The 25,135-nt window shown below is 42.3% G+C and carries 21 protein-coding genes; 5 read left to right on the top strand and 16 right to left on the bottom strand.

Going from position 1 to position 25,135, the window contains the following annotated elements; genetic code table 11:
• Window positions 1-431 precede the first annotated feature (431 nt).
• The 16 genes from J7K40_01590 to J7K40_01515 all read right to left on the bottom strand — a co-directional run bounded on the left by J7K40_01590 (window position 432) and on the right by J7K40_01515 (window position 17,862).
• Window positions 432-635 (bottom strand): cold-shock protein, encoded by a 204-nt coding sequence (locus J7K40_01590; protein ID MCD6161092.1) that lies wholly within the window; start codon window positions 633-635, stop codon window positions 432-434.
• 545 nt (window positions 636-1,180) lie between these two features.
• Entirely contained in the window at window positions 1,181-2,437 is a 1,257-nt protein-coding gene (locus J7K40_01585) for an adenosylhomocysteinase (protein MCD6161091.1), read from the bottom strand.
• A 2-nt stretch (window positions 2,438-2,439) separates the two neighbouring features.
• Window positions 2,440-3,603 carry a methionine adenosyltransferase gene (metK, locus tag J7K40_01580; GenBank protein MCD6161090.1) on the bottom strand — a complete coding sequence of 388 codons (1,164 nt, stop codon included), beginning with the start codon at window positions 3,601-3,603 and terminating at the stop codon, window positions 2,440-2,442.
• A 560-nt stretch (window positions 3,604-4,163) separates the two neighbouring features.
• On the bottom strand, window positions 4,164-5,135 hold the full coding sequence (locus J7K40_01575) for an NTP transferase domain-containing protein (GenBank protein ID MCD6161089.1): 972 nt from the start codon (window positions 5,133-5,135) through the stop codon (window positions 4,164-4,166).
• 10 nt (window positions 5,136-5,145) lie between these two features.
• Window positions 5,146-6,192, bottom strand: a complete 1,047-nt coding sequence (locus tag J7K40_01570) for a bifunctional phosphoglucose/phosphomannose isomerase (protein MCD6161088.1) — start codon at window positions 6,190-6,192, stop codon at window positions 5,146-5,148.
• A complete protein-coding gene (gene ptsP / locus J7K40_01565) occupies window positions 6,185-7,978 on the bottom strand; it encodes a phosphoenolpyruvate--protein phosphotransferase (GenBank protein ID MCD6161087.1) in 1,794 nt (597 codons plus the stop codon). Before ptsP ends, J7K40_01570 begins: the two co-directional genes overlap by 8 nt.
• A complete protein-coding gene (locus J7K40_01560; GenBank protein MCD6161086.1) occupies window positions 7,979-8,245 on the bottom strand; it encodes an HPr family phosphocarrier protein in 267 nt (88 codons plus the stop codon). It abuts the gene before it with no gap.
• Window positions 8,246-8,248: 3 nt separating this feature from the next.
• On the bottom strand, window positions 8,249-9,352 hold the full coding sequence (gene dprA / locus J7K40_01555) for a DNA-processing protein DprA (protein ID MCD6161085.1): 1,104 nt from the start codon (window positions 9,350-9,352) through the stop codon (window positions 8,249-8,251).
• A 1-nt stretch (window position 9,353) separates the two neighbouring features.
• Entirely contained in the window at window positions 9,354-10,328 is a 975-nt protein-coding gene (gene obgE / locus J7K40_01550; GenBank protein MCD6161084.1) for a GTPase ObgE, read from the bottom strand.
• Between the two features lie 3 nt (window positions 10,329-10,331).
• Window positions 10,332-11,096 carry a diadenylate cyclase CdaA gene (cdaA, locus tag J7K40_01545; GenBank protein ID MCD6161083.1) on the bottom strand — a complete coding sequence of 255 codons (765 nt, stop codon included), beginning with the start codon at window positions 11,094-11,096 and terminating at the stop codon, window positions 10,332-10,334.
• Window positions 11,093-11,944, bottom strand: a complete 852-nt coding sequence (gene folP, locus J7K40_01540; protein MCD6161082.1) for a dihydropteroate synthase — start codon at window positions 11,942-11,944, stop codon at window positions 11,093-11,095. Before folP ends, cdaA begins: the two co-directional genes overlap by 4 nt.
• Window positions 11,945-11,973: 29 nt before the next feature.
• The gene (gene folE, locus J7K40_01535) at window positions 11,974-12,564 is read right to left on the bottom strand and encodes a GTP cyclohydrolase I FolE (protein ID MCD6161081.1); all 591 of its coding nucleotides are present in this window, start codon (window positions 12,562-12,564) and stop codon (window positions 11,974-11,976) included.
• Window positions 12,527-14,335 (bottom strand): ATP-dependent zinc metalloprotease FtsH, encoded by a 1,809-nt coding sequence (gene ftsH, locus J7K40_01530; GenBank protein MCD6161080.1) that lies wholly within the window; start codon window positions 14,333-14,335, stop codon window positions 12,527-12,529. The genes folE and ftsH overlap by 38 nt, the downstream gene beginning before the upstream one ends.
• A gap of 128 nt (window positions 14,336-14,463) precedes the next feature.
• Window positions 14,464-14,994 (bottom strand): hypoxanthine phosphoribosyltransferase, encoded by a 531-nt coding sequence (gene hpt, locus J7K40_01525; protein ID MCD6161079.1) that lies wholly within the window; start codon window positions 14,992-14,994, stop codon window positions 14,464-14,466.
• Window positions 14,995-14,998: 4 nt separating this feature from the next.
• Window positions 14,999-16,375 (bottom strand): tRNA lysidine(34) synthetase TilS, encoded by a 1,377-nt coding sequence (gene tilS / locus J7K40_01520; protein ID MCD6161078.1) that lies wholly within the window; start codon window positions 16,373-16,375, stop codon window positions 14,999-15,001.
• Window positions 16,376-16,578: 203 nt separating this feature from the next.
• Entirely contained in the window at window positions 16,579-17,862 is a 1,284-nt protein-coding gene (locus J7K40_01515; protein ID MCD6161077.1) for a hypothetical protein, read from the bottom strand.
• A 325-nt stretch (window positions 17,863-18,187) separates the two neighbouring features.
• Between J7K40_01515 and J7K40_01510 the strand changes: the two genes are divergently transcribed.
• From J7K40_01510 to J7K40_01490, 5 genes are all read left to right on the top strand, one after another.
• Complete coding sequence (locus tag J7K40_01510) at window positions 18,188-19,390, top strand: 6-phosphofructokinase (protein ID MCD6161076.1); 1,203 nt, start codon at window positions 18,188-18,190, stop codon at window positions 19,388-19,390.
• A gap of 308 nt (window positions 19,391-19,698) precedes the next feature.
• The gene (locus J7K40_01505; GenBank protein MCD6161075.1) at window positions 19,699-20,178 is read left to right on the top strand and encodes a hypothetical protein; all 480 of its coding nucleotides are present in this window, start codon (window positions 19,699-19,701) and stop codon (window positions 20,176-20,178) included.
• A gap of 36 nt (window positions 20,179-20,214) precedes the next feature.
• A complete protein-coding gene (locus J7K40_01500) occupies window positions 20,215-21,333 on the top strand; it encodes a 4Fe-4S binding protein (GenBank protein MCD6161074.1) in 1,119 nt (372 codons plus the stop codon).
• A complete protein-coding gene (locus J7K40_01495) occupies window positions 21,296-22,666 on the top strand; it encodes a hypothetical protein (protein ID MCD6161073.1) in 1,371 nt (456 codons plus the stop codon). Before J7K40_01500 ends, J7K40_01495 begins: the two co-directional genes overlap by 38 nt.
• A 22-nt stretch (window positions 22,667-22,688) precedes the next feature.
• Complete coding sequence (locus J7K40_01490) at window positions 22,689-24,491, top strand: 4Fe-4S binding protein (GenBank protein ID MCD6161072.1); 1,803 nt, start codon at window positions 22,689-22,691, stop codon at window positions 24,489-24,491.
• Window positions 24,492-25,135 lie beyond the last annotated feature (644 nt).

Genomic DNA, 25,135 nt, shown 5'->3' with positions numbered 1-25,135 from the left:
AGGAGCTGTCAGCATGACCAATCTCTGGATTCCCAATCAAGTTGGGAATGACGCAGGCAGTATTGGGAATGACGCAGGCAGTGTGGGAATGACGCAGGCAGTGTTGGGAATGACGCAGGCAGTTTTGGGAATGACATCATTATAGCATCCGCCTAAGGCAGACAAAAGGAAATGATTACAAAAGGCAATTCCACATCGGGAAATAGCATCCGCCTAAGGCGGACAAAAGGCCGGACAGTAGTGAGGTGATTATATTAATAATAAAAACTTAATAGCCTCGACTTTCCAGTCGGGGCGGGCTTTGTCAACAACCCGGTTCGCCATCGGCGGATGCCTTGGACGAACATCTTGATTCATATAATATTGTAATAATCGCACCTATACAACAAGCATGTTATACTGCTTGGAATGTAATGTTATTTTATCTGAGATTATAATTTATTGACGTCAGTCGCCAATGGGCCTTTAGGACCTTTAATGAAGTTGTATTCAACTAATTGTCCCTGGATAAGAGACTTGTATCCCTCATCTTTGATTACTGAGTAATGTACAAATACATCCTGATCATCATTTTCTCTCTGAATAAAACCGAACCCTTTTTTGTCATTAAACCACTTCACAATACCAGTAGGCATGAAAAATCCTCCTTATAAATCTTATTCTCTAAGTTATTGTCGGTAAAATTTCAATCGCCTTAAACAGGTTTTCACTAAATAATAGAAATGATATAAAATATATTGCATTAAGCCTGTATTGATAAAGGTTAATCCCCGATTTTACAGTTTGGGTTTATTATGGCAATGATTAGGGTTTGCTGAATAATAAGTAATTGGTTGTTAAGCAGCATTTAGCAACCAGTTCCTTAACAAGAGAGCGTATCCGCCAATGGCGGACGCCCTCTTTTTATTATTCCCCCATAGAGAGGGGTTAGGAATGTGTATTAAATACTAACCCTGATTATTCATAAACTCCAGCATATAATATTGCAAAGTGTAAATTAGTCATTGCGAGTCCGCCCGAGGTGTCCGCCATAGCGGAGCAATGACTCCCTCAATTTTATTATGAGCAATACGGGCTAAATGCTCAATATAGTTTAGTTTTATTTGTAGTTCTATGCCAAAACAAAAAAACCGCAGCCAGTAAAATATAGCTGCGGTTAAGAATTTACGTGTCTATTTATTTAAGTGCCAATCGTCCAGGATGATAGATACTCTCTCTGCTCTGGCGTTAGCCGGTCGATTGAAACACCCATCGCTTTAAGTTTCAATTTGGCAATGGAGTCATCTATTTTCATTGGAACCGGATAAACTTTGCATTCGAGGTTCTTGCCATGATTGAGAAGATATTCGGCGCCTAAAGCCTGATTGGCAAAACTCATATCCATAACCGAAGCCGGATGTCCCTCTGCCGATGCCAAGTTGATTAGACGTCCCTCGCCTAAAAGAAATATTATTTTATTATTGCGAAGCGTATATTCCTCTACATTATCGCGAACGGTTCTGACTTTTTTAGACATCTTCTTTAAAGACGGGATATCAATTTCGAGATTGAAATGTCCTGAATTGGCGACAACCGCGCGGTCTTTCATCACCTGGAAATGCTGTTTGGCAATTACGTTAATATCACCGGTAAGAGTAATGAACATATCGCCAAGAGAGGCGGCTTTTCCCATAGGCATAACCCGGAAACCATCCATTGTTGCCTCTAAAGCTTTTAAGGGATCAACCTCAGCAACAATCACGTTGGCGCCCATTCCTCTGGCTTTGTTGGCAACACCGCGGCCGCACCAACCGTAACCGGCGATAACCACAGTTGAACCGGCAAGAAGGATATTGGTTGCCCGCATGATGCCATCAAGCGTAGACTGGCCGGTGCCATAACGGTTGTCGAAGAAGTGCTTCGTTTTGGAGTCGTTAACAGCCAGCATGGGGAATAACAGCACGCCTTTTTTATCCATACTTTTAAGGCGAATTACGCCGGTAGTGGTTTCCTCCGAACCGCCGATGATACTTGCCGCCTGTTTTTTACGTTTGCTGTGAAGCAGGCTGACCAAGTCGGCACCGTCATCCATCGTTATAAGCGGGTTGGCATCCAAACAGCTATTGATATGACTGTAGTAGACCTTGTTTGATTCGGCTCTGATAGCAAACACCGGTATTTTATAATCTTTTACTAAAGAGGCGGCAACATCATCCTGAGTTGACAATGGATTTGAAGCGCAAAGATAAGGCATCGCTCCGCCCTCTTTAAGCGTTATCATCAAATTGGCGGTTTCTGTAGTAACATGCAGGCAGCAAGCGATATTAACGCCTTTTAGCGGTTTTTCTTTTTTGAATCTCTGACGGATTAGACGCAAGACCGGCATAAATTGTTCGGCCCATTCGATTCTGAGTTTCCCTTTTTTGGCTAATTTAGCATCTTTAATGTGAAATTTCATAATCAAGCATCCTTTAATAATTCTTTTACTTTATTAGTTTTTTCCCAGGTAAATTCTTTTTCATTTCTACCGAAATGTCCATACGCCGCAGTTTTATTGAATATCGGACGTCTTAATTTCAGATAATCAATAATTCCATTAGGCGTTAATTTGAAATGCTTCTTGACTAACTGCGTCAGGCGGTAATCTGAAATCTTGCCCGAATTGCGAGTGTTGACTAAAACGCTAACCGGTTTCGCCACACCGATAGCATAAGCAAGCTGCACATGGCATACACTTGCTAAACCTGAGGCAACGATGTTTTTAGCGATATGGCGAGCCATATACGAGGCGGAACGGTCGACTTTGGTGGGGTCTTTGCCCGAGAAAGCGCCGCCGCCATGAGCAGCCGAGCCGCCGTAGGTATCGACAATAATTTTGCGCCCGGTCATGCCCGTATCGGATTGTGGGCCGCCGATAACAAATTTACCGGTTGGATTCACAAGATACTTTGTTTTTGAATCGAGATATTTTTTGGGTATAGTCGTTAAGACAACTTTCTCGATTATTTCATCTTTTGCCTTATTAGTAATTTTTTTGCCGGTTCTATCGAGAATATCAGCGGTATGCTGACTGGATATTAAAACAGTATCCACTCTTTTAGGTCTGCCATTCTCAAATTCGACAGTTACCTGCGATTTGCCGTCAGGCCCAAGATAGGGCAGTATATTTTTCTTGCGAACAGAAGCAAGCTTTGCCGCTAATTTATGAGCCAGCATTATCGGCAAAGGCATAAGCTCTTTAGTGTGATCGCAGGCAAATCCAATCATCAAACCCTGATCGCCGGCGCCGCCGGTATTTACTCCCTGAGCAATATCCGGAGACTGCATGCCGATAGCATTTAATATTGAGCACGATCTATAGTGGAATCCGTATTTAGGGTCGGTATATCCTATCTCCTTTACAAGATTGCGAACCAAGTCGGGAACATCAACATAGGTTTTAGTTGTGATTTCGCCGCCAACTATCACCAGTCCGACAGTGATAAAAGTTTCGCAGGCAACGCGTCCATTCTTATCATACATTAACACATCATCTAAAACGGCATCTGAAATTTGGTCACATATTTTATCGGGATGACCTTCGGTTACCGATTCTGAGGTGAAAAAGAAATTGTTCTTTGCCATTCATCCTCCTGTTTTATATCAATCTTCCGCATCATACGGCAAATTGACATTTATTACATATTAACCATTAATATGTAAACGATAGCATTATTTATCGTTTGGCAAATTTAATACTTAAATACAGACATGGCAAGTTTAAATTTATTAAACAGTAAATTGAACAGTAAATATCTTTAAGTTGGCACACGAGGACGTATGCCAACCACGAATAATTGGCGCGCAAGAACGTATGTCAACCACGAACATGGCGATTGCCAAGCACAAACGTGTTTTAAGACAGTAGGATTTATGCAATAAGTCCCCAGACTGTTGATAAAGCAACAAACAACTCTGGTTGCCAAGCACCGCTTGGCAACCAGAGTGGGCGCATGCAATACGCCCCTACGCGTGTTAGTACATATTATCCCTAAATGTTGCTTCAGTTCGCAGCGAAGCGTGAACTGAAGCTGTAACGTTATAATATATTGATTTGGCTTTACATATATATCATAGGATCGGCAGGTCACGCTATGCTACGAACTGCCTAAACATTCAACGAGGACATATGCCAACCACGAACGTCAATATTCGATTTCGGAACTATCGCCGAGATTTAAAACATGATAGCGCCCGACAAATAACGAGTTGTTGCCCACTAAAGATGATTCCAAAAGGCAGTTTTTAACCTCGGCGCTTGATGATACAATAGAATCTTTGATAACGCTTGATTCTATCGAGGCATTGTCGGCGACGCTTACATACGGTCCGATAACGGAGTTTGATATTTTTGCTGACGGTGAAATATAGACAGGCGGTATAATAATCGCATTCTTATAATCGCTTACGGTTTTAATATGCGAAAGGAGAAATCTGTTGGTTTCCAGAAGGGTTTCTTTTTTGCCGCAATCATACCAGCCATCGACATTGAAAGTAGTCATCTTGCAGCCGTGTTCAAGCATCAAGCTGAGAGCATCCGTAAGCTGATATTCATCTTTAGTTGTAATATTCTTGGCGATAAGCTCCTCTAAACACTGACGAAACAGCATTGTTGATTTAATGCTGTAGATTCCTACAATGGCAAGATTGGAGATTGGTTTATCGGGTTTTTCGATAAGTTTTGTAATGAATCCGTTTTTAGTTTCGGCAATACCAAATCGGCAGGGGTCGTCAACTTTCTTTGTGCCGATAGCATCATACTCGCTTTTTAAAACTTCTTCAATATCCAAATCCATGATTGTATCGCCAAGGACAATTAGTATCGGTTCATCGTCGATATGTTCCTTGGCCAGATTAATCGCCCAGCCTAAGCCTTTTAATTCTTTCTGTTCGATAAAGGTGGTTTTAATTTTATAATTAGTTGAAACGTATTCGATAATTTTTTCACTTAGAAAACCGACAACAAATACAATTTCCCTGATATTATACGCAATAAGTTCATCCAGTATGTGACCAAGTATCGGTTTGCCCGCAACATGCAAAAGCGCTTTGGGGGCTGTATGTGTAAGCGGCCGTAAACGGCTTCCTATGCCTGCTACCGGTATTATCGCTTTCATTTCATCTCCCTTATTTAGCTAATCTCTGCTTTAGGTAATCTATCAGATTTACTGGCGTCGGGTCAACTTTATTTATCAGCGCCATATAATATGATATGAAATCAGCAATCTGAATTAACGAAAATATGCGTTCAAGCGCGCTGCTGCCTTTTGAGAATAACTCTATTACCTCGACATTTTTGCCGTCGAGTATTTCCTTAACAGCTTCCATCCGTCGGGCAATTTGCCGGTGGTCGTCTTTATCACGCAAAACCACGACAACAAATTTATCGGTATATGATGCCGACAGCTCCCAGCCTACCAATTCATTATGATTGAATTCGGGAAAGACATTGCAAAACGCTAATTGTTTGGCATTCTCGCATATTTGCCCTTTAAGGCGCAGGGCGACCGAATCGAACCTGTCGGGACCCGAATAGATTATGATTATTTTTCCGACAAGCTTTTTGGCAGTATCAAGAGCCGGATTATTTTCAGATTCAAATACATATTGATTATTCCATTCTTTTAAATGCTCGGCGCATTTTTTTAATTCGGCGGTATAATCTTTCGTTAGTCCGATTCTTCCCAAAACCGTTAAAAGCGGCGCAAATGAAAATCCCAAAGCTTCGCGAGGCATCAAGCCCGATGGGATTTTAATCAGAGGGATATTGTTTTGCCTGGCTTTGTCTGCCAGTTTACCGCCGGTAGAAACAGATAAGATATTACATCCGCGTTCGATGGCAGCATCAAATGCCGACAGCGTTTCCTCGGTGCCGCCGGAATAACTTGAACATATAATCAAGGAGTCTTTATCGATATGCCCGGGCAGTCCATAGTTCCGGTGTATTTCAAACGGCATTGTTAATTCATCAAGCAAAACACTTTTGAGCAAATTGCCGGTTATAGCCGAACCACCCATGCCGGCTAAGACTATGCTGCTAAATCCGCCGCGGGAAAGTTCTCTAAGTTTGGCATTGCGGCCAATCTCGATACCGTCAACAAGCTGTTGATAGAAATTGACGATTCTATCATATACGTTATTTCGGTCGATTTCTCTAAGCGACATATCAAACATGATTAGCTCCTCTGATAAAGTTAATCAAGGGAATTAAATCCGGGAAATATGCTTTAATCTTATTTTTAATCAGGTTCTCAACCTGAGAAACGGTTTTTTTCTGACAGGCTTTTTCGGCGATTTCAGCGGCGCGCTTTTTATCAATATTGCGCACTATCTGCTTTACCAGTCCCGTAGATGAATAATTAGCGGATAGTTCATCCACACCGAAGCCTACTAACAGGATAACGCCGTATGGGTCGGAGGCAAGCTCTCCGCAGATGCCGACCCTAATGCCTTTATCATGCCCGACAGTAATCGTCTGTTGTATCATCTTAAGCACAGCCGGATTTAAGCTTTGATACAGGCGAGTTAACTTCTGGTTGGTTCGATCAACCGCCAGAACATATTGCGTGAGATCGTTGGTTCCGAGCGAAAAGAAATCGGCTTCGGCGGCTAAATGTTCGGCCATTATAACCGCAGAGGGCACCTCAATCATAACGCCAAGCGGCACATTTTCCTTAAACCTGATTTTTTGCTGGGTCAATTCTTTCTCGCATTCGCGAATCAATTTTTTGGCCTTTAAAAGCTCATCAAGATTGGAAATCATCGGCAGCATTATCTCAAGATTGCCGTACATTGATGCTTTTAGCAAGGCCTTTAACTGCGTTTTGAAAATATCGGGATTATCGAGACAAAAGCGTATAGCCCGCCAGCCAAGGAAGGGGTTCGAGTCAACAGCTTGAGCGGCATTTCCGGCAAACTTATCGCCGCCCAAATCGAATGTTCTGATGATAACCGGATTATCGCCCATTTTTTCAAGTATCGATTTATAGACGCGAAATTGCTTATCCAAGCTTGGGAAAGTCGCGCCGGCTAAGAAAAAGTATTCGGTGCGGTAAAGGCCGATGCCCTCGGCGCCGGATTTGATGACCTTTGATGTTTCTGCGGGAAGTTCGGCATTATTTAATATTTTTATTCGATGGCCATCCGTAGTTACAGCAGGTTTGGATTTTAATCTTGATAATTGCTTTTTTAAATCCGTTAAGAATTTTAGGCGGCGGCGATAACTTTTTAAGATATTCTGTTTGGGATTAATATATAGCTTACCAGAAAAACCATCCAGTATAAGCATATCGTCGGAATTGATTCTGTTAATCTTCGAGCCAAGCCCGACTATCGCCGGCAGATTCATGGATTTGGCCAGCAAGCATGTATGAGAAGTAACACCGCCGACCTCCATGGCAAAACCGATTTTTTTACGCACTGAAAACGCCAACAAATCGCCGGGGGCAAGATTGCCGGCAATCACGATTGTCGGACCCTCAACATCCTTTACCACTGATTTTTTTGCGCCTTGTAAAACGCTTAGGAGACGAGTGCAAACCGAATTGATGTCCAGAATTCGTTCCTTTAGATATTCATCCGATGATTGCGACAGCTTTGTAACTACCTCATCCACCTGTTGATAATACAGATATGCCGCCGACAACTGTTTTTCTTTAATTAGCTCGATAACTTTTAAGTTTATAATAATGTCATCGGCTATCATCGCCTGGGCTTCGAATATTCGGGCATGATCCTGACCGAGCCTTTTGCCAACAGCAGCCGCAGTTTTTTGCAAATTGTTTTTAACTATCGAAATGGCTCTTTTAAAATCAGCGATTTCTTTTGGTATCTTAGCAGCAGTTATCGGGCTTGGCTTGATTTCGATTTTATCTCTTTTGAGGACTACTGCCCTGCCGACTATAATTCCTGGCGAGGCTGGAATTCCTTTAAGCATTATTGATTTTTTACCTGATGTCATTTATTCCTCGCCGAATTTTGATTCGAATACTTTGACCATTGCTTTCAATGCTTCTTTTTCATCTTGGCCTTGAACTATAATTGTCAATTTTGAGCCCATTTCAGCCGCTAACATCATCACACCCATTATACTCTTGCCGTTCACTTCAAGATTCTTTTTCCTTAGCACTATTTCCGATTTGAATTTACTGGCTGTTTTGACCAGCAAAGCCGCCGGACGCGCATGCAAACCCAATTTATTTACGATAGTAATTTCCTTAGAAACCATACATTAAATCCTTGCCACATAGTTGCCCGGTTGTCTTGCCACCAGACCTGTCAATTCCAGTTTTAATAAAATCGTAGAAACTTTTGATGAAGTGAAATTCAGGTTTCTAACTAGTTCATCGAAATGCGCCGGTCCATTGCCTATAATATCGCAAATTTTCTGCTCATCCGGGTCCAATTTAATATAAGCTGCCGGCGTTCTTTGTTCAAATTGATTCAGCTTCTGAGACACATCCCAGCCCAGCGATTCGAGTATATCCTCGGCGCTGGTAGCGACAGATGCGCCCTGCTTAATCAGTTTTATAGTGCCGCCGCTGGCCGGACTATCAGCTTGTCCGGGTACGGCAAATACATCTCTATCCTGTTCCAGCGCTATGCTGGCAGTAACCAAAGCTCCTGATTTTTCAGCCGCCTCAACAACCAGAACCGCTTGCGACAAACCCGAAATTATCCTGTTGCGGCGAGGGAAATTATGTCTTTCCGGCTTGGTTCCGAAGGGAAATTCCGATATCCAATAACCGTCTTTGAGGATTTGCTCAGCCAGATAGCGATGGTCGCCGGGATAAATGATATTCAGCCCGCTGCCAAAAACCGCGCCGGTTATACCGCCAACCTCGATAGCCGTTTTATGCGCCTCAGCATCAATACCCCATGCCAGCCCGGAAACAACAGCCAAACCACGCGATGCCAGACCAGAACTTATTTTACGAGCCATAGACCTGCCATAAGCTGTCGGCTTGCGGGAACCGACAATAGCCACTGCCGGTTTTGAGATGTTTTGTATATTGCCCTTAATGTAAAGCGCTATTGGCGGCGCATAGATATTAGACAGATACTCCGGGTAGTCATCCTGACCATAGCAGATGATAGTAATATTCATTCTTACGGCAGTTTCCAATATCTGATCTATTTTCTTCCAGCTGCTAAAATTCTTAATAACTGAAATCTGTTTATCGCTTAAACCGCACTCTGAAAATATCTCAGAATCGGTATTCGCGATAAAACCGTTACAATCTTGAAAATGCTGAATAATCTTTTTATATTTTACCGGTCCGATGCCGTCAATTAATGAGAGCATCAGAGCAAATTTAGTATCAATTGATTTCAAGCTAATCCCCATATACTACTTTTGCAACAGATGATAATAGTTGATCGATGTTTTCACCTGTTACAGCAGAGATTTTATGCCACTCCGGCGGCAGTGAATCGAGTTTTTTCCTGTCCTGTTTATTCATAAGGTCGATTTTATTTACGGCAACAATTGTCGGTTTGTTAAGCAATCCGGCATCAAACAAGCCGAGTTCAGCTCTTAACATGTTGAATGTTACAACCGGGTCATCGGTTGTGCATTCAATCAGAAAGACTAAAACTCGCGTTCGCTGAATATGTCTTAGGAATTCCAGCCCAAGTCCTTTACCGAAATGCGCGCCCTCTATAACCCCGGGAATATCAGCCGCTACGAAACTGCGATAGTCATCGGTTCTCACAATGCCGAGATTTGGCGTTAATGTTGTGAACGGATAATCGGCGACTTTGGGTCTGGCTTCGGAAATTCTCGAAAGCAAAGTTGATTTGCCGGCATTAGGCAGTCCTACAAAGCCAACATCGGCAATTAATTTAAGTTCCAGCTCTAATATTCTATACTGAGCCTCGCGGCCGGGAGTAGCTTTGCGCGGCGTTTGGTTGGTTGGCGACTTGAAGTGCGTATTGCCCTTGCCGCCCTTACCGCCAGCCGCTATCAGAACAGGCATCATATCCTGCTTCAGGTCGGTTAGAAGCTCGCCTGTATCACAATCCTTAATTAGCGTACCGGCTGGCAATTTAATAATAAGGTCTTCGCCGTCATGACCTGTTTTTTTACCCTTGCCGCCATTTTCACCTCTGCCGGCTTTGAACGTCTTCTTATATCTAAAATCAAGCAGCGTAAACATGTTTTCATCAGCCATAGCCAGTATATCTCCGCCCTTGCCGCCATCGCCGCCATCAGGTCCCCCTTTGGGAACATATTTTTCTCGGTGAAAGCTAACATGGCCATCGCCGCCCTTGCCAGACCAGACCTCGATTTTTGCATAATCAACAAACATCGCTTATTGACTTACAAATATTTCTTTGATTATGGAAACTAATTCCTGAATACGAACATCGCGGAAAAGCTTACCTTTAAAAGCATAGGAGATTTGTCCGGTTTCTTCGCTTACGATTATAGCTAAGGCATCGGTTTCCTCGGTAACACCCACTGCGGCTTTATGCCTCATGCCATGCAGGCGATGGTAGGCGATATTTTGAGACAGCGGCAGGGTGCAGCTTGCCGCTATTACCTGGTCGCCCTTTATGATGACAGCTCCATCATGCAGCGGCGTATAGGGCGTAAAAATGCTCTGGATTATCTCCTGCGATACTGTTGCGTTTAAAAGCTTGCCGCTTTCGATAATGGTGGAAAGCTTGACAGTATTTTCCATGACAATTAATGCGCCATGGTGCATATCAGAAAGCTTGTCTAAAGCTCGGGCGATTTCATCGATAGCGTTACGCGATTCGCTTCTTAGAAGCATTCTTAAGATGTTGTTTTGCCCAAGCCGGGCAAAGGCACGCCTTAATTCGGGTTGAAGTATTACTACGATTATTATTATGCCAACCGCCGCAATATTTGAGATGAACCATTTTACCATCGATAATTCAAGCCAGTAAGCCACTAATCCAACAGTAAAGAAAAATAAAAGACTTATCAGAAGCTGCAGGGACCGCGCCCCTCGTAAAAGCAGAAGGAGACGGTAGAAGAAGTAGGCAACCAGCGCAATATCTATTATGTCGATGATTGTAATTTCTAAAAAACCGATGTGAAACAAAGTCATTTTTCAGCTCCGTCGATTTTTTCGATTATCTTTAAAGCCCTAACCGTGGAAAGCACATCATGAACCCTAACTATGTCAGCGCTATGAATAGCAGCATATATAGCCGCCGCTAACGAACCCTCAAGCCTATCCTCAACCGGTGAATCCAGTATTTTACCGATAAAAGATTTACGCGAGGCGCCGATTAATACCGGATAGCCAAGCTTTTTAAATGCCGGAATATTCTTTAGGATGCTGAAATTGTTTTCGACTGTTTTGCCAAACCCAATGCCCGGGTCAATTATAATTTTTTCTTTCGGGATTCCATAACTCACAGCTTTGTCAGCCGCATCGATAAGGAAACTCGATATATCATCAATAAGGTTGTTATAATGAATATTCGCTTGCATAGTTTCCGGCGTTCCCAGCATATGCATTAGTATTAAATGCGTCTCATACTCTTTCGCAACTAAGGCTATTTCCTCATCCTCGTTAAGCGCGGAAATATTATTTATTACAGCCGCTCCGGCTTCGCAGGCAACTCTTGCCACCTTTGATTTTCTGGTATCAATAGAGATTGGGACAAACAGCTTTCCTTTAAGTTTTTCCAATATCGGGATAGTTCTTTCGATTTCCTCATCCTCATCAACCTTTTTTGCGCCCGGCCGAGTCGATTCGCCGCCGATATCGATAATATCAGCGCCATGCTCTGCCATAAGCAATGCTCTTTCGACCGCTTTATCAACATCGTTATATTTGCCGCCATCGGAGAAGGAATCAGGCGTTACATTCAGAACGCCCATAATCAGGGGCCGCTTTCCAATTGGCAGAACATTCTCGGCGATTCTATCGCCGAAGGACAAATTCATTGATTTAATTTGAATAGCCTTCATTAAAACTATTTAGATTTAATTAAAACAAGAGCTTCCTCGCGGGTGGCATCCTTGCGCAAAGCTCCCCTTACCGCCGAGCTGATTGTTTTAATACCCGGTTGGCCAAAACCTCTCATTGTTAAGCAAAATTGTTCAGCTTCGACTATAACCAGAACGCCCTTGGGATGCAAAACATCCATGATAACTTCGGCGATTTCGGTAGTCATACGCTCTTGTATTTGCGGTCTTCGGGCGATAATATCTACCACTTCCACCAAGCGTGAAAAACCGGCAATAGTGTTGTTTTCCGGTATATATGCTATATGAACAAAGCCGAAAAATGGCAGCAGATGATGTTCGCAAAACGAGAAGAAGTGTATATCCCGCGCGATAATCATTTCATCGCGGTTCTCAGCCTTGTAAAGCTTCAGTTTTTCACGAGGGTTGCGGTGCAATCCGGTAAAGAACTGCTCGCAAAAATCAGCCACTCGTCGGGCTGTATCTTTTGTTCCCTCAGAGCTGGCATCAACTCCCAATCCATCGAGAATCAAGCTGACGCCCTTGCTTATTGTTTTTTTATCAATCTTTTTCTTCGCTAATTGTTTCAGTTTGATCATTCTCCTTTAAAACATCATCAATCTCTTCGCCGGTTAAGCATTCACGTTCAAGCAAAGCCTCTGCCAGTATATGAAGTTTATCTGTATTCCCTGAGAGCAGTTTTTCAGCTTTAGCCTGAGCCTTAAGCACGATTTTTTTAATCTCGCTGTCTATGTCCATGGCAGTTTGTTCGGAATAATCGCGAGGTTTGGAGAGTTCTTTCCCTAAAAATATATGCTCTTCTTTTTTGCCAAAAGTAAGAGGTCCGATTTTATCAGACATACCCCAGTTGCAAACCATTTTTCTGGCTAAACCTGTCGCTTGTTCAAGATCATTGCCGGCGCCTGTGGTCAATTGGCCAAATATCAGCCTTTCCGCAACTCGGCCGCCAAGCAGATGCACCATCTTTATCTCAAGATATTCTTTTGATAGATTATGCTTCTCATCCACCGGCAGGTAATGTGTTACGCCCAGCGCCAAACCTCGAGGGATAATAGTTACCTTGTGGATAGGGTCAGAACCGGGAATCAGCTTGCCGACTAACACATGTCCTGCCTCATGGTAAGCGGTAGTTTTCTTCTCCTCGGGCGTGATAACCATAGAGCGGCGTTCGGTTCCCATCATCACTTTATCTTTAGCTTCATCAAAATCTTCAGTTAGAACCTTATTATGATTTTTGCGCGCGGCTAACAAGGCGGCTTCATTGATGAGATTTGCCAAATCGGCTCCGGATAAACCGGGCGTGCCTCTTGCCAGCACCTTCAGATCAACTTTATCATCGATATTAATCTTGCGAACATGAACCTTCAGTATACCCTCGCGTCCCTTAACATCCGGCTGGTCGACAACGATCTGCCTGTCAAATCGTCCGGGACGCAAAAGCGCAGGGTCTAAAACATCGGGGCGGTTGGTAGCCGCCAGAAGTATTACGCCTTCATTGGATTCAAAGCCATCCATCTCAACTAAAAGCTGGTTCAATGTTTGTTCGCGTTCATCATGACCGCCTCCCAAACCGGCTCCCCGGTGACGTCCCACAGCATCTATCTCATCTATAAAAATGATGCATGGCGCATTTTTCTTGCCTTGGTCAAAAAGGTCGCGAACTCTCGAGGCGCCCACCCCGACAAACATCTCAACGAAATCAGAGCCGGACATCGAGAAAAACGGCACATCGGCTTCACCGGCAATTGCTCGAGCTAAAAGGGTTTTGCCAGAGCCGGGAGGTCCTAAAAGCAGCGCTCCTTTGGGAATTTTACCGCCCAGCTTCTGGAACTTGGCAGGTTCTTTTAAAAATTCGATTATCTCCTGCAATTCCTGCTTGGCTTCATCCGCTCCGGCAACATCATCGAAGGTAACCTTAATCCGCTGGCCGGACAGCAGTTTCGCCCGCGATTTACCGAATGAGAATAAGCCTTTTGGGCCTCCCCCCTGCATCTGCCTAAGCATGAACATCATCCAGAATACTAAAATCAGCCATGGCAAAGCGGTTATCAGCAATCCGCCCCAATGCTGGGATGTTTCCGCCTCAATTGCCACTTTGTTCTTTTCCAACAGTTCGACAAGATTTGGGTCCTCGAATGGTACCCTCGATTTGAATTTAAGGCCGGATACCTGGCGGCCATTCACATTCTTGGAATATTCGGCTACGAATTCACCCTTAATCACTTTCTCGATAAAAGTAACCTTGACAACATTGCCGGCTTTTATCTGGTCGATAAATTCAGAATAGGTAATTTCAATAGAGCCTTGGGTATCACCGGACAGAACTTGATAAAACAGCAGTCCCGCCATAAATATTACGGCCCAGAACGCCAGAGTCCGCAAGCTTTTCTGCCATTTAAATTCGGGACCGCTGCTTGGCGGTTTATTTGGCTTCTTATTATTATTTTCAGGACTGCTTTGATTCAGTTTATTATATCTCACTCATTCCTCTCTTTATCTTTATCTTCATATTCCGCTATATAAGACAGCTGTCTATATTGTTCGGCGCAATCGAGACCATAGCCAACAACGAACTTATTCGGAATCGAAAAACCAATGTATTTCACGTCAATTTCAATATTTCGCGCATCCTGTTTATTAAGCAGAGTAACAAACTCGATAGATTTAGGGTTCCTTAATTCCAAGTATTGCCTAACATAATTAGATGTTAGTCCGGTATCAATTATATCTTCAACAATTAAAACCTCGCGATTTTTAATATTAATATTAATATCTTTGATTAGCCGCACAACTCCTGAGCCTGTCTGATGGATGCCGTAACTGGCTACTGCCATGAAATCCAATTCGCATTCTTTCTCAAATTCTCTTATAAGATCAGCCATAAATATAAAACTGCCCTTTAAAATACCAATAAAAACCGGATTCCTGTCATTGTAATCGGCTTTTATCTGTTTAGCTAAAGCTTTCACTTTAGACGCCAATTTTCTTTTTGAGAATAGAACTTTCATCAGGTTATCTTTCTGATAATAGTTTAAGTTTTAGTACCTGCCTGGTTTTTCGGGTAACTTTAGCTTTATCAGCTATACCATAGCCGGCAACCCATACTATATCGCGGCCGGATGCCACAATTGGTATTGCTGATTTGAATTTTCCGGGAACTCCCTTGTCGTTTAAATAATCCGCGGCTTTCTTTGTGCCGTCAAAGCCCAGCGGTTTGAATCTATCGCCCTTTATCAAGCTTCTGACAGTTAAACCGCCAAGTTTAGCATTATCGAGATAAGCTGTTGACTCATCTTTGTTGTTTCTAATGTCATCAAAGCTGAAATCATCTAAAATTTCAGACTTTATTGTCAAATCAGTTTCGCCAAGCTTAACTGTCTCTCCTTTTCTTAAGCTTATACGCACAATCTTGACAGGCGGTCTGCTTAAAATTATCCTGCCGGAATTATTTACAGCAATAACTCCATCATTTAAAAAAGCGACAGCACCGCTTCTGCTAAGATTAGCTGCTTGCATCAATCTTTCCGAATCCGGGTGTCTTAACTCGCCTGTTAATAGCGAATAAGCCCTTAAAATTATCCAGGATTCCAAGCTTTTATAATAATCGGGTAGCTTCCGTAAATCAAGCGTAATCTGCTTATTAGACTCGCTTACAAGATGCCGGTCGTATAATTCCCGTACTTTATCCTCAATAACTTTCATACTATCGCTGATATTCTGGCCAGCCCGAGAAATATTTCGCATAGCTTGAGGATTGATTTTTTTTAAGACAGGGAATACTTTATTCCTGATAATATTCCGACTGTAATCGTTTTCAAGATTAGATAAATCTAATCTGCATGAAAGACCATACTTTTTGAGAAAATCGAGAATAGCTGATTTATTTATCTCGATTAAGGGTCTGATAATATTTTCCCGCCGCGGCGGGATTCCGCCTAAACCGGCTAAGTGCGCTCCTCGAACAAGATTCAGCATAATTGTTTCGGCGCTGTCATCCGCCGTATGGCCGGTGGCGATTTTCGTATAACCATGTTTTTCGCATAACTGCTGAAAATAAGCATAGCGGCATTGACGGCTTGTCAGTTCGAGGCTCATTTTTTGGCGTTTGGCCAGGGTCTTGATATTCAGCTTCTTTGAGTGAAAACTTACACCATGAGCGCGGCATAATAGGCGACAAAACTGCCTTTCCTCTGCTGATTCGGGACGCAGGCTATGGTCGATATGAGCGGCGCTCAGCGAAAGACTGTATTTGGGCGTCAGATAATCAAGCAGATGGAAAAGAGCTATCGAATCGGGACCTCCCGAAAGGGCGATAAGAATTTTATCGTTTTTAGCAAATAATTTATACCGCCGGTTGGACGATTCAATTTTTGTTAGAAGTTTCCGCATTTTATTATAATATCAGAGAAAACAGATATTGTCAACTTTGAGCGGCTAATATTCGCGATTATAATATAAATTGTTGGCAGGACAAGCATTCTTGTCTATCCGGGTCAAGCAGAAATGTCTAACCTGCTAACTACTCTTATAAATTTTTCCAATACTACTTTTGTCAGCAACCAAAGAATATGTCTATATATATTAACAGACGATTATTGGCGGTGTTTCTTGAAAAAACTCTTTGCATCGATATTATTTGATTTTAGAAATTTTTGCTGGAGCTTGCGGGCTTCGCCGGATTCGTTTAACTGCTTAACCATATTATAGATATTTTGCCTGAGACGAAAAGCCTTCGCCTTTACTCTGGGCGCGGGTGAGAGAAGCGAAAACAATGCGAGGCAAATATTAGTAGCGGCGTTTTCGGGATATACTCCATACCACCAGGGACGGCATGACGACCAGAAAAAGCTGCAGGATGTTGCTGCGGCGCCAAGCATATCTTGAGACCTGTTGTGAAGGATATCCCCGGATTTGGCGGAATTTTTTATCTCATCATATACTATCTTATATAGCTCCCATAATATGCTATGGATTTTATTTGAAGGGTTTTTCCAAGTATAAAAATTCATATTTTTCTTTACTTCCTCAGGAGAAACAACCCAATCTGACTGGCGCGGCTTCGAGTAATCTTTTTTTCTAACATGACTTGCAAGCTCAGATAGTGTTGTAGAGGTTAAGCGCGTATCGCGATATAAAAGGCGAAGCAGGGTTTGCCCGCCCTTATGGTGATGGCCGAATTGCTCAACATCATTGGCGGTAAATACGAATTTCCTCTTGTGATTATTTGCCAGCTTGATAAAATCATTAGTGTTATTAATAGTGTCCTTAGCAAAGATAGTATTGGCTATGGCATTGGAGATTCGTCTATCGCGGGGAATAAGCAGCAATCCTCCCGCCGATTTATCCATGTATAATCTATCATACGGAAGCTGCCCAAGCTTGCCAGTAATAGTAATCTCATCAACAGGCAGCCATCTGCAATTAAAACGAGCCGCGGCTTTTGAAACAATCTGTGAGTAAGCTAATTCGGGCGAATAAAAACCTTTGGGATTGTAATTCAAACCAAAATACATCTTGCTGATTTTCAGGCATTGGGCAACCTGACGGTCAATTTCATCTTCGTGCATAAACGGCATAAACGGATGAAACCGCGGACTCAAAGTAAACTCAATTTGCCCGGAATCGGCAAGTTTTTTCATTCTGGTTATTATTTTTCCGAAGCCGGTTTTTATCAATAATTCTATAAGACAGGCTTGGATATTAATAATCGCTTTCGCTGAGGGTATCTGTTCAAAAATTCTCAAAACCGGATGGTATGATTCATTAACCACTCGCTCTAAAATATTCCTGTCCTGGTCGGGGGGCTGATAAAAATGCAGTAGATTTGCCCAATACAACCGTTTTTTTGCCCTTGTATAACTATCCTGCTTTGCCATGCTTGTTAACAGTAATTATTAAAGAGCGCCATGTCAAGCATCTATTTGCCTTATATTGGAGTGATAAAACCGAACTTTCCGCCGATAACTCAAATTGTAGAATCTTTTACAACGAGAAGTATTTATAGTCATCGCGAGTCCGGCAATTGCCTGATGCCGCGGCGGACTGCGAACTAACACAACATAAGAGTTGAAAATGAGTAAATGTCCGGCAATCCGAAGATTGGAATGTTTGCTAAATCTCTATGGCTGTATTATATTCGGTTAAGATGAAGTTGAAAGTGAAAGGAATTCTTCAAAATGCGTTCAAAACGGAGGCTCTATTGTGGCAAATATAAGAAATAAAAAAGGCGTAATTGCGATTCTAACCGGCGGTGGAGATGTTCCGGGACTGAATCCGGCAATCAGGGCAATTACTATCAGAGCTATCAGGGAGGGCTATAAGGTAATCGGTATCCGTAGAGGATGGGCTGGTTTAGTTGAATTAATTCGTGATAAGGATGCCGATAATAGCGATAATTATCAGATACTAACCGAAGAAATCGTTAATAGAGCAGGCAGAACCGGCGGTACGTTCCTGCATAGCTCTCGCACACACCCCGGCCATGTTGATAAAGCAAATATCCCGGATTATCTGAAGGATGATTATAAAGATGAAAAAAATGATTTAACTTCGGAAGTTATAAAAAATCTGGATTATTTAGGTATCGATTGCCTTTTCCCTATGGGCGGCGATGATACTCTCAGCTATGGCGTCCGTCTATTTAGAGAAGGTGTCAATGTGATTGCCATACCTAAAACTATGGATAATGATGTTCCCGGTACGGATTACTGCATAGGCTTCAGCACCTGCGTTACCCGGACTATAATGATGACCCAAAGCTTGCGAACATCCGCGGGTTCGCATGAAAGATTCTTGGTTTTAGAGGTTTTTGGCCGTTATGCCGGCTTTACCGCTATGCTGCCGACCATGGCTGGTGCTGCAAACCGTTGTGTTATACCGGAATATAAGTTCAACATGGAAAGGTTAACCGAACTGTTAGTTGCCGACCGTCGAATCAATTCGAGCAGCTACTCGGTTGTTTTGGTCTCCGAGGGCGCCATGTTTGAAGGCAGCGATATGATTTACCAGGATACAGCCAAAGATGCTTACGGTCATTCCAAATTGGGCGGCATCGGCAACCTCGTTTCGGAAAAGCTTAAAGAGTTGTCTCCAAAATTCAATAACGGCAAACCGATAGATGTTATTCATCAAAAACTGGGCTACCTTGTGCGCGGCGGCGATCCCGATGCCATCGATTCTATTGTACCAATGGCGTACGGCAATCTGGCTTTGGACTTGCTCCTTAAGGGCGTTCACGGCCGCTTAGTGGTTTTGAAAAACGGACGGTATGACAACATGCCTATTGATGTTGTTACCGCTACTAAGAAATTTGTTAATGTAGAAAAACATTATAATACAGACCGTCTGCGGCCTCACTATAAGAGTTTCGAGATGCAGCCCTTGTTTATTATGACCAGCGAGTGATTGCAGCAATCATTGGCAGGACAGACATTTTTGTATGTATCAGGCTGGAAGAAACGACATCCTGACGCTGACTAATTGTCGGGTTTTTCCTCGCCTTCGGCGAGTCAGAACCCGACCTGCTATGTTTTGAAAATATATGGGTAAATTTATTATACTGAACAACTGACAAAAGAAATTTATTTAGTATTATAATACTTATTGAAATAATGGTCGTAAATAATAAAATTTTTAAACCATACGAACATATTTTATGTTATATATTATGAAAATGATGGAACATCAAAGATAAAGTTTAAGTAAGGATAGGTATGATAAAAGAGCTATTCTGGCAAAATAAATTAAAAGCCATATTAATATTTGGCGCAGTTTTACTATTTGTCAATATAAACCAGATTTACGCCTGCGATATTAAATTTTCAGTGCAGGGCGAACAAAAAGAGTTGTATGAGGTTGGCGATGAGGTAATATTAACACTCATCGTTAAATATACTCATCGGGTATGCCCGGAGGGGATAGACAAAACCCAGTACGAGACCAACGGTATTAAGATATTGCAGGGCACAAAATGGAAAGAATTCAAGCCGGGATTATGGGGCAGAAAGCTGAAAGTGGAAGTTACCGGCAACAAAGAGGGCAAAATCTCAGTTGCGGCCATCAGAACATGTGAAAAAGAAGGCGGCTTCGGCTCGATAACATTGGAGGCGAAGCCAATTGTGGAACCGGAAAAAGTCGAAACGCCGAAAGACATAAAAAAATCTGATTCCTCTGATAAAACTAATGAGACTTAACCATTATTAAACTATAACCTACTGCGCAGTATCTTAATGAAAAATATCGCCGGAATTTTTGTCAATAGTATAGCCATCATTTTTTTAGTCGGATTATTCGGTCTTGGTTCGGGTTTAATAGCCGGTTCAAATATTTATGATTCTAATACTTCAACTGATGATTCCACTATCATTCAAAATGATGATTCGGATGAATTCGGCGAATTTGAGGAATTCGATGATAATAAAGGGGCTGATAAATTTGACGAGTTTGAAAACCTCAACCAGCCCGGCGTATGTAGTGGAAAATCATGCCTTCTTTATAATCAGCATGTATCGGAGGTTAAGACTAAGGCTTTATATTGGGTTTTAGGTGTTTTAGCGGCTGTTGTTTTGGCTGGTTTTCTTGTTCGATTTAAAACGACTCGCAGCCTCAGGGGGATATTCTTAATTGCCTCAATTGCTGTATTAGGCTTCTATAAGGGAGCATGCCCTTGTCCAATCTCCAGTTTCAGCAATCTCATTCTATGGTTTAGCGGTGTTGACATACCCTGGCAAACGCTTGTCTGGTTCCTCGGTTTGATACCGATAACATATCTTTTGGGCAAGGTTTGGTGCGGCTGGATTTGTCATCTCGGAGCCTTGCAGGAAATTTTATTTCTGCCCGGCAGGTTTGAGATATTCAGAAGCGAGCGCGCTCAGAAAGTAATGAAAACAATTCGGCTGCTGCTGCTGGCGACTTTAATAATCCAACTTCTGACAACAAAAACCTATCTTTTCAGTAAAATCGATCCATTTAAAGTTGCCTTTAACCTGATGTCGATAAATTTAGCCGGCTGGCTGCTTCTGGCGCTTTTGCTTCTCAGCTCGCTGTTTATCTATCGCCCCTTTTGCAAAGCCGCCTGCCCGATAGGCTTAGTTCTTGGCTGGCTAAGCAAAGTTCCCGGCGCTTCCGTAATCGGCGTAAAAAGCGATTGCAGCGGCTGCAAAGTATGCAGTAAAACCTGTACTATGGATGCGATAATCAGAAAAGATAATTACAATGTGCTTGATAATAAAGAGTGCATTGCCTGCGGCGATTGCATTGATGCCTGTAAAAAAGATGGTTTGGCATTTGTAAGAAAGGGCAAAGAGAATAATGATAAGGTTATCCTTAAAAGAAAATGTAAGCATTAGAATTAGAATTGTACTCATATTGCTGATTCTCGGCATGTCTGATTTTGCCGCCGCTCAGTGGGAATGCAGAAGCGGGCTGGCCGGACACTTAAAGCCGATTGTCAAGGATGCGCCTATACGCTGGGCGGTTGAAAATACTATATCGTTCGGCAAAGTGGATGATATAACCATTTCTAACATGCAAGCGTTTGGGGGCATGGAGCTGTCATTTAATAAACATCAGTTGTTTGGCGAGGGCGGTCTTAAGGGCTGGCGCACCAAGCAGGATGATATAGGTATAAACAAAAAAATCAGGCTGGGCTTAAGAGAATTGTTCTATCGTTATTATACTGAGAAAACATCTTTAACTGCCGGTTTCCAGTCGTTGATTCTAAGCGATTACTTTCTTGTTAATGAGAGAGCGATGGCTGTAAATTTCAACCATAACGATAAATCTTATATTATAGATGCAAAAATTGGTTCGGTGGCTAAAAAATATTCGAGATACGGCACCTTCTGCAGTGTTAAATATCTATATGACATCATCCCCGGCAGGGAATTACCATTTTTCGGCAATTCTATTGGTGAAACCAACTTCGCCGGCGCCGTAGTAAGCTGGATTCCATCACCGAAAGAAGAGGCATCAAAAGACATAACCAGTGAAGATGATTCTTCTCAAACAGGAAGTCTTGATGGTGAGTTCGGCGAGTTCGAGGATTCAGGCGAGTTCAATGAATTTGAGGAGTTTGAGGATATTAATATCGGTGAGGATAAGAATACTGCCGGGAAGAAAAACCGCATAGTTAATCAAGCGGGGTTAATATTCTATGAGGAATTCGGTTCCAAAATCGATAAACCGAAATACTATGTCGGCGCTTTAGCCGAATTTGATTTGCCTTTGCCGTTTACGCTGGAAACAGAACTGCTTCATCAGCAAATTGAAAATAATAAAGCGTTAATTTACTATCTTAGAATGAAAAATGAACATATTTGGAATTTGGGAAACCGAACAGCCTGGTCTCTTAAGTATTTCGGCAAATATAATATCGATGATGACGCTTCGATTAATACATCTTTCAGCAATCTGTTTATTGGCGAAGCTGCTCGCCTGAATACTCTTGATATTCCCCTCTATCAGGCAGCGGTTAAACACAGCTTTTCCAAACTTAGACTGCATATCAAGATTCAGGCAGTCGGGCAATTGAAAGATGATGAAATTAGTGAAATAGATTTTGCGATAGGCAAAAGATTTTATAATTATTTTAAATTGACAGGGATATTTAGCAGAATTAATGCTATAATATTTAATGAACCATTTTATTTGGCAAGATTGGAACTTAGAACAACTTTTTAGCGGCCTGTATAGAGATGCCGATATGGATGAATCAAAAAAACAAAATAGAAGGGAATTCCTAAAAAAGGCATCGGTCTTAACTATAGGAGGAACGCTTGTTTCGGCAATTCCTCTTCTTTCAAGCTGCGGCTTGGATCCATACTCAACCTATAAAATATATGCTAATAATTGTATCGGCTGCGGCGACTGTCTCAAGTATTGCTTTTACGATGCCATCATCCTACCTCAACTGTCCAATTATTCAATTACAATAGATGATTGTGTCGAGTGCGCCGAATGTGTGCCTGTTTGCCCCGAAAACGCTATTAGCATCGCCGATATATATTACTCTATCGACCCAAACATCTGTGTCGAATGCGGCGACTGTATGCCAATCTGCCCGGAAAATGCCATTAACATTGCGATTATCTATTTCCTTATCGATTCTGATAACTGCCGTGATTGCGGGCAATGCGTGCCGGTCTGTCCCGAAAATGCGATTGATATTTCCGTTATCGATCACATTATTAATTCCGACAACTGCCGCGACTGCGGGCAATGCGTACCTCAATGCGAACAAAGCGCCATAGATATTTCCGTTATTGATCACATCATTAATTCCGACAATTGCCGCGACTGCGGGCAATGCGCGCCCAATTGCGAACAGAATGCTATAGATATATCCGTAATCAATCACATTATCAACATTGACAACTGCCGCGACTGCGGGCAATGTGTGCCCAATTGCGAACAGAATGCTATCGAGATATCGATGGTAAACTATTATGTTTATTATACTGATTGTTATGGATGCGGCGACTGTATAGATGTCTGTCAGAATCAGGGCAATTGTATATCTTATATAAACGGCACCAGCGAATATTTTGTTCGAAACAGCTGCGGTTGTACGCCGCGATATTGCAGAGATGCCTGCCCTGAGCATGCCATTACTATTGTCGGGGGAAAAGCCGTTATCAATCATGACTTATGCACCCGATGCGGGATATGTGTATCCGCCTGCCCATGGGGCAAAATAGTCCCCTCGAGAGTTCAAATCGACAACGATAGTTGTATCCGCTGCGGTGAATGCGTACCGGTTTGCCCTCCGAATGCTATTTTGAGAGATGTGCCGCCGGACTATGAGGAACCGAGAATCAATAGCGAACTATGCAACAACTGCGGCAACTGCATCGAGCAGGAATTCTGCCAGTACGGCGCTATTGAAAAAGATATTCCCGATGATTATCACGAGCCGGTTATCAATCAAAATCTTTGCATAAATTGCGGCGACTGTATCGAGCAGGAATTCTGTCAGTACGGTTCAATTGAAAAAGATATTCCCGATGATTATCACGAGCCAACTATCAATCAAAGTTTATGCACAAATTGCGGCGAGTGTATCGAGCAGGAATTTTGCCAGTACGGCGCAATTGAAAAAGATATTCCCGATGATTATCACGAGCCGACTATTAATCAGGAGTTATGCACAAACTGCGGCGAGTGTATCGATCAAAACGCCTGCGAATATGGGGCGATTCTAAAAGAAATCCCTCAAGACCATCATGAACCTCATATTGATTCCGATTTATGCAATAAGTGCGGCGTTTGTATAAAAGAAAATGCCTGCGATTATAACGCCATTATAAAAAACATTCCCGATGATTATGCTCAACCCAGAATCAATCCGGCCTTATGCGATAGCTGCGGCGATTGCATAGAGAATGATGCCTGCAGATACGATGCGATTACCAGAGAGCTTTTCAGGGCGGTTATCGACCCTGATAACTGCTCCAGCTGCGGGAAATGTGAAAGTCATTGCCGGTTTGGCGCGATATATCAGGATTAATTTTTAACAGATTTCACTATTGTCTATATTGCTGGATGCTGTTATTGCTTGTGGTTGGTGCACGTTCTCGTGCGCCAATTATTGCTATTATTCTGCACATAGAATTATTCCTCTAAGGCGAATACTCTACTATTGCAGCTTGTCAAGTATTTCATACAAAGTGTTAATTTATATTCTTTATTAAACCGGATATCTTTTTGATTGGCGAACACTCGGATGTTTTGTGTCGGTAAAAGACCAAGCCAATTGCGTTTCACACCGGGAGAGGAAAGTTATTTTAGATAAAATACAGCTTAGCCGGGCTTTATATGATTAAATTATCCGAGGGAGATAAAACGCGAATAGAAAGATCTACATTTTTAAAATAAGGATACAATGGGGGTTATTATAAAATATTCGCCTGCGTTGATTTTTGCCGAATATAAAATAACCCCCGCACATTTTTAGCTATTCGATTTTAAATAGCTGCATTATCATCATCCCTCAGAATATATTTTTTGGAGGATTGTATTTTATCCCGGCTTCGTTGCTGCTATTAATCGCAATCATTACTGTCCGGCCTTTTTTATAGAGTTCTTAAAATAATGCGCAAACAATCGAAACTTGCTTATTTCATAACCCATAGAGCAGCGGGATGTTGGGCG

The organism is Candidatus Zixiibacteriota bacterium, assembly GCA_021159005.1.
Lineage (GTDB): Bacteria > Zixibacteria > MSB-5A5 > UBA10806 > 4484-95 > JAGGSN01.
Note: the sequence above shows the minus strand (reverse complement) of the source record. Positions and strands in the feature narration are given on the sequence as shown.